Genomic DNA, 8,632 nt, shown 5'->3' on the forward strand with positions numbered 1-8,632 from the left:
TATTTTGACTTTTGCGTACTCCTTAATAGAGGTCTAACCTATTTCTTGCACTATTTCAAAAATTCAGTTTTATCTATTATTAAAAGTATTCTAAATATGAAAAATTGCTAATAGAAAAAAGCGACTCATTTGAGTCGCTTTTTTCTATAGGATTTTCTTTTTATTTGCAGGCTGCTTTTTTGTTTATAGCACCTGGAACGTTTTGCCAATTGGCAGCCATAATTTTCTTGAATGCTTTTAAAGCGGTGTCTTCTAATTCGCCTAATTCTTCAGCAACCATAATGAGTTCTCTAAGAGGTAATAATGCTCTTTGATCACGAAGAACGCCGAGGGCTGCTGCTGCGCCAGCTCTTACGAGTTCGTTTTCCTGTTCGTTTTTGAGTACATCTATAAGTGCTGGAACTGCTTGGGTGTCACCTAATTTGCCGAGTGATGTAACAGCGTAAATTCTTACGTTTACCCACTCATCTGTGAGCATAGCGATAATTGGCTCAACAGCTTTCATGCTGCCGAGTTCACCGAGAGCTCTTGTAGCGTCACAGCGTACGTTAACTTTTTCGTGTCTTAATGATTCGATTAAAGCATCAACTGCAAAATCGCCAATTTCTATAAGAGCGTCAGTAGCTGTAATGCAAACTTGACTATTTTCATCGCTTAAAGCTTCTACTAAAGGTGTAACTACTTCAATACCACCTAAGCGACCGAGAGCACGAGCTGCACGAACTCTAACATCAACGTTTCTATCTTCTCTAAGTGATTCTATTAGATGCATTGTAGATGATATGTCGCCAAGTTCGCCGAGTGCTCTAGCTGCGTATAATCTAACTGAACCATTTTTATCATTTTTTAATACATCGATTAATGGCTCAACTGCTCTTGAATCGCCTAATTCACCTAGCATTCTAGCAGCGTTGTAACGGACTTTTTCTGAATTACTATTCTGCAATTCATGAATTAACTCATCAAAAGTCTTTTCACTTTTCTTTTTTCTATTATTTACTTTAATACTCATTTATGAACTTCCTCCGAATTCCCTTCACGTTACATACGAGCCACCTCCAATCAAGCATAAAAAATTAATATTACTTCCATATATTTAAAAACAATCTGTTGTAGAAAATTGCTTTTTTGGGGTGACGGGGTTAACTTTTTTTTACATTTGTTTATCCTATATATTTATTACGAACTATTAAGGGTAAATTTGACACTCATTACAGATATAATAATAACATATTTTCAAGTAATTTAATCGGCTTTGTAACAATACTTAACATATATTAATAACTATTTTTTTATTCTAATAATTTATTAAGTAGTGACAAGTCTCTCTGATTTCGCAAATTTCTTAACAATTTAGAAATTCTGCCTAAGTGGAATTTCTATTATAAACACTGTACCAATACCGAACTGGCTATTAACACTAATAGAGCCTTTGTGTTTTTCAATTATCTGGTAGCATATTGATAAACCTAAACCTGTTCCCACACCTACACCTTTGGTTGTAAATCCAGGATCGAATATTTTAGTTAGATTTTCCTGGCTTATACCTTTACCTGTGTCTGAAATTATTATCTGCACCTTATTATCTTTAATATCGGTCTTAATTTTTATTGTCCCCTCATTGTCGATGCTTTGATATGCATTAACTAAAATATTCATAATTACTTGATTTAAAAGGTTTGGATAGCACTCAATTAGTGGTAAATCGCCATATTCTTCAATGACATTAATTCGATTTTTGATTTCATGGTTTATCAGCATAAGGGTGCTTTTTATTCCTTCGTGTATATCTACTTCTTTAAGTTCTGCTTCGTCTAAACGTGCAAAGTTTTTAAGAGATTTAATAATACTATTAATACGTCTTATTGCTTCAGTATTTATAGTATTAATATCATCAAATACACTAAACATTGAATTCAGTTCAGGATTATCCAGTATTTGTTTTTTTATTTTTTTTGTATATTTTACCAGCATATCTATGTTGCTATTAATTGATCCTATTGGAGTGTTAATTTCATGGGCAACTCCTGCTACTAATTTACCAAGAGAGGCCATTTTTTCTGACTGTATTAATTGTGTCTGGGTCTCTCTTAGTTGTGTTAAGGTTATTTCCAGCTCTTTTTTCTGATTTTCAAGCTTTTCAAATAACGATGACTGATAAATTGCTGCTGCCAACTGTGCAGAAATACCTTCAACAAGGCTGACTTCCTCAGGGTGCCATAATTTTTTGCTATTTATATGGTACAACAATATTATACCAAATATTTCTCCCTGATATATAACAGGAGTAACCAGCCTGGGTTTGGAATCTTCAGGGTTATTTAAGGGTAATTCCATAATACTGCTATTTATAGATATTTGAGATGTACGATTTGAAATAGCCGCTTTAATATAAGAATCAATTTCTAATTCTTTTTTTTGTAATTCAGTTTGATTACTAATATGCCACTCTTGTTTTATTATGAATTTCTCTTGATTCTTCTCGTAACTTGCAAATATCCCTCTATGAACTCCCAAAGTCCTAGAAAGCTCGTTAATTGTGGTTTTAATTATTTCATTAGTATCAAGAGTGTCACGAATTGATGTTGAAATTCTATTGATCAATCCTACTCTTATAGCTTGAGATTCAGCACGTTCTTTAAGAATTGAATGTTCTTTATTATCTTTTTCAAGCTCAATGATTTTATTTATGTATTCATTTTTCTGTTTTTTAAATTCTTTATTTTCAATTTCAGCTGACAGATCAGAAAATATAATTATTTTATAATCTTTAACTTGAAACGCTCTTAGAACCAGATTTTTATATTGATCCTGTTCAATTTGATATTGTGCTTCAGCTTTAAACTTTTCTTTTGACAAAATAGCTGCAGATATAGGATTATATGCTAAAATATCTTGTTCTTGTAATATACATATATCAAAACTAAAGCAATGCTCAATTAAAGAAATGTTATCAGATATTTTTAGACCTAATAACGTTTGAGCAAAGTTATTAATATGAATAATATCTTTCTGGTCATTTAATATAATCAAGCCTTCGCTTGAGCTCCAGAAATATTCAATTAGATATTCAATGTTGTTTTCTATAAAAATATTCACTATTTTTTAATTTACCAAAATACATCTATATATATTATATTATGATAATTTAGTGTATGTAGTAATTAATAGTTTGAATTGTTAATTGTTACTAGAAAAAAACTCAAAGTAATAATTAATTTTTTTGAGGACTAATAATTGAAATTAATTAAATGAAAAAGAAAATGTTATGATTTTCTTATCCTGAATTAGAGGCTGGATTTATAGAATAGTGAGTGATAAAAATGAAATCTAAAAACTATGTAGCACTTTTTCTGGTAACTATGGCTACTTTAATGTTTGAGATTACTTTAACTAGAATTTTTAGTGCTACCACTTGGTATCATTTTGCATTTATGGCTATATCTATTGCTATGTTTGGCATGACAGCAGGTTCAATAGTTGTATATTTATTTCCTAAATTTTTTAATCAAGAAAAAGCCAATTATCATATGTCAATGAGCTCGTTATTATTTTGCATTACGATAATATCCAGCTTTTTATTATATTTGTATAACCCTATAGGTTTTAAATCTTCTAATTCCGGACTTCAATCAGTTATTTTTAACTTTATTTCAATTTCCATTCCTTTCTTTTTTAGTGGTATATGTGTGTCCACTGCTCTTACAAAATTCCCCCGATTTCTAAGTAAATTATATGCAGTAGATCTTGCAGGTGCAGCGTTAGGTTGTATAGCTTTTATAATTGTTTTAAATTTAACAGATGGTCCTACTACTATATTTATTACTGCTTTCCTTGCATTGATAGCCTCTATTATATTTTTTGAATTCGAGAATTCTTCAATTAATGCAAGAAAAATATTATCAACTTTTGCTGTATTGCTTGCTGCTTTTATTTCAATAAATTTGGTTAAATCATATCAGCAAGATCCTGTTATTAAAATGTTTTGGGGTAAAGGAAAAATTTCACATGATAAGTTATACGAGAAATGGAATTCGTTTTCATATATTCAAGTAGTTGGTAATCCTGATATAAAGAGTATTCCTGCTGGTTATGGATTGTCTGAAAAGAGTATTGAAGATTATAATCCTATAGAACAGCTAGAATTGCTTATTGATACTGGTGCATCAACATTAATTACAAAATTTGACGGTGATTTAAGTAAATTAAAGTATTTAAAGAATGACATTACAAATTTTGTTCATTATTTAAAAGATGATGCAAATATAGCTATTATTGGAACAGGAGGCGGTCGTGATGTTCTTGCTGCTCTTGTTTTTAATCAAAACAAGGTTACCGGTATAGAAATAAATGAGAACATTATTAATACTGTTCAAGGAAAATTTGGGGATTTCTCCGGCCATTTATACTCAAATCCCAAAGTTAAAATAGTTAATGATGAAGCCAGGAGTTATATATCAAGATCAGAGGATCATTTTGATATAATTCAAGCTTCATTAGTTGATACAAGTGCTGCTACAGCAGCAGGTGCTTTTGTTTTGACAGAAAATAGCCTATACACTGTGGAAGCTTGGAAGACATTTATTGAACATTTAAATGATAAAGGAATATTAACTTTTTCACGCTGGTATTCAGAAAAAAACCCTGCTGAAATATACAGGTTAACCTCTTTAGCAAGAAAATCCCTTATTGATTCTGGAATTAGCAATCCTGAAGACCATATAATTATAGTTTGTAAAAAAGTTCCTAATCTTGTATATGGGATAGGGACTATTTTAGTTAGTAAAACTCCTTTTACAGATGAAGATATTAAAAAGACGGAAGAATCAGTAAAAAAATTAGGTTTTGAGATTTTATTTCATCCCAAATCCCACTCTGATCAGGTTATTGCGAATATAGTCTATAATTACGACAAATTTAATAAATTTTTAGAAGCATATCCTTATGATATTTCTCCTTCAACTGATGATAGGCCTTTTTTCTTTAATATGTTTAAGTTTAGCAATTTTGCTAAAGGCGTATTACCTCAAAAGAATTCTGCAACCTGGTTCGATAATCAGGCAATAGTTTCACTGCTTTTTCTATTCGTAATTGTCTCAATTTTGATGGTTGCCTGTATTTTTGTACCTTTTATTATCAAAAGAAAAAATATCAATTTAATAAAAGTAGCTCCTTATTTAACTTATTTTGCATCAATAGGAATTGGTTTTATTTTGATAGAGATTTCTCAATTGCAAAGATTAACAATATTTTTGGGTCACCCTGTATACAGCTTATCTGTAGTTTTATTCACGCTCCTTCTTTCAAGCGGTATTGGAAGCTTTTTAACAAGTATTTTTAGAGAAAAAGAGAACTTCAATAAAATATCTATAATTGTTTTGATGTCTTTAATTGTGTCTTTAATAATATTTGGTTTATTAACGCCTTATGCCACAGAATTATTTAAATCATCAACTAATTTTATAAGAATTTTAATTTCAATATTAATAATGTTTCCAATAGGAATCTTTATGGGAACAGCGTTTCCTATTGGTATGAAGATTTCTTCTAATTATCATCAAGACCTTACTCCATGGCTATGGGGAATTAATGGAGCAGCATCGGTATGTGCTTCTGTACTCGCAGTAATTATCGCAATGATATTTGGGATTAATATTGCTTTTTGGACAGGTGTAGCTTTTTATATATGTATGATTTTCTCTTTCATCTTATATATTGCAGGCACTAAGAGTAGCTTATAAAGTCAAGACAATCTTCTTTTCAAGTTTATTTGAGATATGAGTTAATTAAAACAATGTTTTTAGCTTATCTATAGTAAAATCAAGAGCGCCTTTATTGGTTTCAAAGATATTTATACAAGCTGAGCTCATTTTATTATGTTTATTTTGATTTAGTAATAATTCTTGTATTGCTGAGTATAATTCTTGCTGGTTATTAACGATTTGAGCAGCATTAGAAGTAGTGATATATTGATAAATGTCTTTAAAATTAAATACTGTTGGTCCTGATAAAACAGGGACTCCATAAATAGCTGATTCAAGCGGATTATGACCTCCAGTGCCTGAAAAACTTCCTCCAACAAATGCTATATGTGAGACAGAGTATAGTTTACCTAATTCGCCCATTACGTTTAAAAGAATTATATCATTGTTTTCAAAATTATCTTTTTGACTTCTTAAGCCATAGTTGAATCCCGTTTCTGTTATTAATTTTTGAACCTGATTATTTCTTTCAGGATGTCTTGGAGCTATTAAGAGTTTTAAGTCATTAAATTTACTTTTTAATTGTTTAAATGCGTCGAGAATTATCTCATCTTCTCCTTGATGGGTACTTCCTGCTATAAGCAGTTTGTTATTACCTAATTTTAAGGACTCTTTTAGCTCATTAATCTCATTTTTGTTTAAAATATTTGCAATATCAAACTTTAAATTTCCCATTACTTCAACTCTATCAGGATTTGCTCCTATGTCGATTATTCTGTTTTTATCTTCCTCAGTTTGCATCAATATTAAGCTGTAATTCTTTAAGATATTTTTGAAAAACCAGCTGAAATTTTTATAACCCTTATAAGAGCTTGGGGAAATCCGTCCATTTACTATGATTATTGGGACATCAGCTTTATTTAATTCCTGTGCAAAGTTTGGCCAAATCTCAGTTTCTGCAATTACAACGAGTTGAGGTTTGATTGCATTTATCGCTGATTTAACGGAGAAATTGAAGTCATAAGGAAAATAAGTAATTCTATCGACTACTTTTGCTAACTTGTTTTGTGCTATTTCCTGTCCTGTTCTTGTTACAGTGGTTAAAACGAGATTATGGTCAGGAAATCCCTGTTTGATTTTTTTAATCAGGCTTTCAACAGCGTTTACTTCACCTACTGATACAGCATGAAACCATATAGTAGTCTTTTTACTGGATAAATCTCGATAAAAACCTATTTTTTTCCAGAAACCAGCTCTTAGCTTTGGCTTGATAATAAATGATATTGCTATAATAGGACTTAAAATCAGTCCTAAAAGTATTAATATAGAGCTATAGATAAAATACATTATTTCTCAATCTTCCAGCATACTCTCTAAACAATTTTATTATAAACTTGTTTGAATCATACTATTATTTAGCTTTAAACTTGTTTAATCTGAATGTATCTATAGTTATAATCTTAGTTTTAGTAATTTGTTTAAAATATCTTAATAAAAAATTGTAAATAAAATCTTTGTTTTTATATATTATTGATATTTTTAGTAATTCTTTTCAATATAAAAATAGAATAATTTTTATTTATCCAGCAAAATTGGTGAAAAATTTTCTTTAAAAATCTGAAAAATATGCCCGCTTAATTGTTTTTATATTAATAAGCAGGAAGTAAATTATCATTCCCAATTTTAAAGTTAACTTTCTAGAATTTAGGATACAGGGTTCAGGAAGGAAAACTAGGATTAATGAATCAGGAAGCTAATAACGGTATTAGTTTATCTAATAATAAACTAAATAGTAATGTATATGATACATATACTAAAGACTTGCTATTTAAGTTTGTAAGAAGCTATGGAAGCTCGAGTAATCGGCTTAAAGAGATAGCAAGCATAAATTCTATTGATATAGAAAAAGATATTTACGGCAATATAAAATATGATTTTCTAAGTATAAAGTCTGATAAAACACAGTCCAGGGTAAATATTTTGAGATTTTTTAAACCTGGAGAAATTCTGAATTTTATATTAACTCACTAACTAATCTCCTCATATAACTCAATGACTCATCAACAAAAAGCTTATTTCTTAGCTTTTTGTTTTTTTGTGTCTTTCGGTCTATGTCTAAAGGTTTTAATATGCCCCAATTGCTATTTATTGGCTGAAAATTCTTATGCTCAGGAAATGTAATATAACTGCATAATGCGCCAAGCATAGAAACAGAATCAAGTTGTATAGGTTTTTTATCGTTCAAAAATCTACCGAGGTTGATTCCTGCAAGTAATCCTGTAGCGATAGATTCAGTATAGCCTTCAACTCCTGTTATTTGTCCTGCAAAATACAGATCTTCTCTTGATTTTGTTTGAAGGGTTGATTCTAGCACAGTTGGGCTATAGATAAAGGTATTTCTATGCATAACTCCAAATCGTATAATTGAAGCATTTTCAAGACCTGGTATGCTTTGAATAAGTTCTTTTTGGGCTCCCCATTTTAAGTTTGTCTGGAAACCGACTAAATTATATAGTGTTGCAGACATATTATCCTGTCTCAACTGAACTACGGCATAATGTTGTTGATTAGTTCTCGGATCAATTAATCCTACCGGTTTCATCGGTCCATATCTTAAAGTATCTTTGCCTCTTGATGCCATTACTTCGATTGGCATGCAGGATTCGAAAAATTTTGAACCCTTTTCAAATTCTTTTAACTCAATTTTAGGGGAATTAGTTAAAATCTCGTAAAACCTGTTATACTTTTCCTCATTCATTGGACAGTTAATGTATGAGGCTTCTCCTTTTCCATATCTGCTTGCCCAAAAAGCTATATCAAAATTTATAGAATCTTTCTCAACTATTGGTGCAATTGCATCAAAGAAGTATAAGTGATTTGATCCTGTAAAGTCAGAAATTGACTTTGAAAGCGCATCTGATGTTAATGGC

The 8,632-nt window shown here is 30.4% G+C and carries 5 protein-coding genes and 1 pseudogene (1 of these 6 cut by a window edge); 2 read left to right on the plus strand and 4 right to left on the minus strand.

The window, feature by feature from the left end; all coding sequences use genetic code 11:
* Window positions 1-160 precede the first annotated feature (160 nt).
* On the minus strand, window positions 161-1,012 hold the full coding sequence (locus A2255_08495; GenBank protein OGI17603.1) for a hypothetical protein: 852 nt from the start codon (window positions 1,010-1,012) through the stop codon (window positions 161-163).
* 341 nt (window positions 1,013-1,353) lie between these two features.
* Window positions 1,354-3,099 (minus strand): hypothetical protein, encoded by a 1,746-nt coding sequence (locus A2255_08500; GenBank protein OGI17604.1) that lies wholly within the window; start codon window positions 3,097-3,099, stop codon window positions 1,354-1,356.
* A gap of 224 nt (window positions 3,100-3,323) precedes the next feature.
* Here A2255_08500 and A2255_08505 point away from each other — a divergent pair, with 224 nt between their 5' ends.
* Window positions 3,324-5,741, plus strand: coding sequence for a hypothetical protein (locus A2255_08505; GenBank protein ID OGI17605.1), 2,418 nt, complete (start codon window positions 3,324-3,326; stop codon window positions 5,739-5,741).
* Window positions 5,742-5,786: 45 nt separating this feature from the next.
* Here the strand turns inward: A2255_08505 and A2255_08510 are convergent, their stop codons facing one another.
* Window positions 5,787-7,049, minus strand: coding sequence for a hypothetical protein (locus A2255_08510; GenBank protein ID OGI17606.1), 1,263 nt, complete (start codon window positions 7,047-7,049; stop codon window positions 5,787-5,789).
* A gap of 393 nt (window positions 7,050-7,442) precedes the next feature.
* Here A2255_08510 and A2255_08515 point away from each other — a divergent pair, with 393 nt between their 5' ends.
* The gene (locus A2255_08515) at window positions 7,443-7,733 is read left to right on the plus strand and encodes a hypothetical protein (GenBank protein OGI17607.1); all 291 of its coding nucleotides are present in this window, start codon (window positions 7,443-7,445) and stop codon (window positions 7,731-7,733) included.
* On the opposite strand, the pseudogene A2255_08520 reads toward A2255_08515, so the two are convergent.
* Window positions 7,717-8,632 (minus strand): annotated as a pseudogene (locus A2255_08520) (methylenetetrahydrofolate--tRNA-(uracil(54)-C(5))-methyltransferase (FADH(2)-oxidizing) TrmFO) (it continues 401 nt past the right edge of the window). The gene A2255_08515 and the pseudogene A2255_08520 overlap by 17 nt on opposite strands.

Source organism: Candidatus Melainabacteria bacterium RIFOXYA2_FULL_32_9 (assembly GCA_001784615.1).
Taxonomy (GTDB): Bacteria; Cyanobacteriota; Vampirovibrionia; order Gastranaerophilales; family UBA9579; genus UBA9579.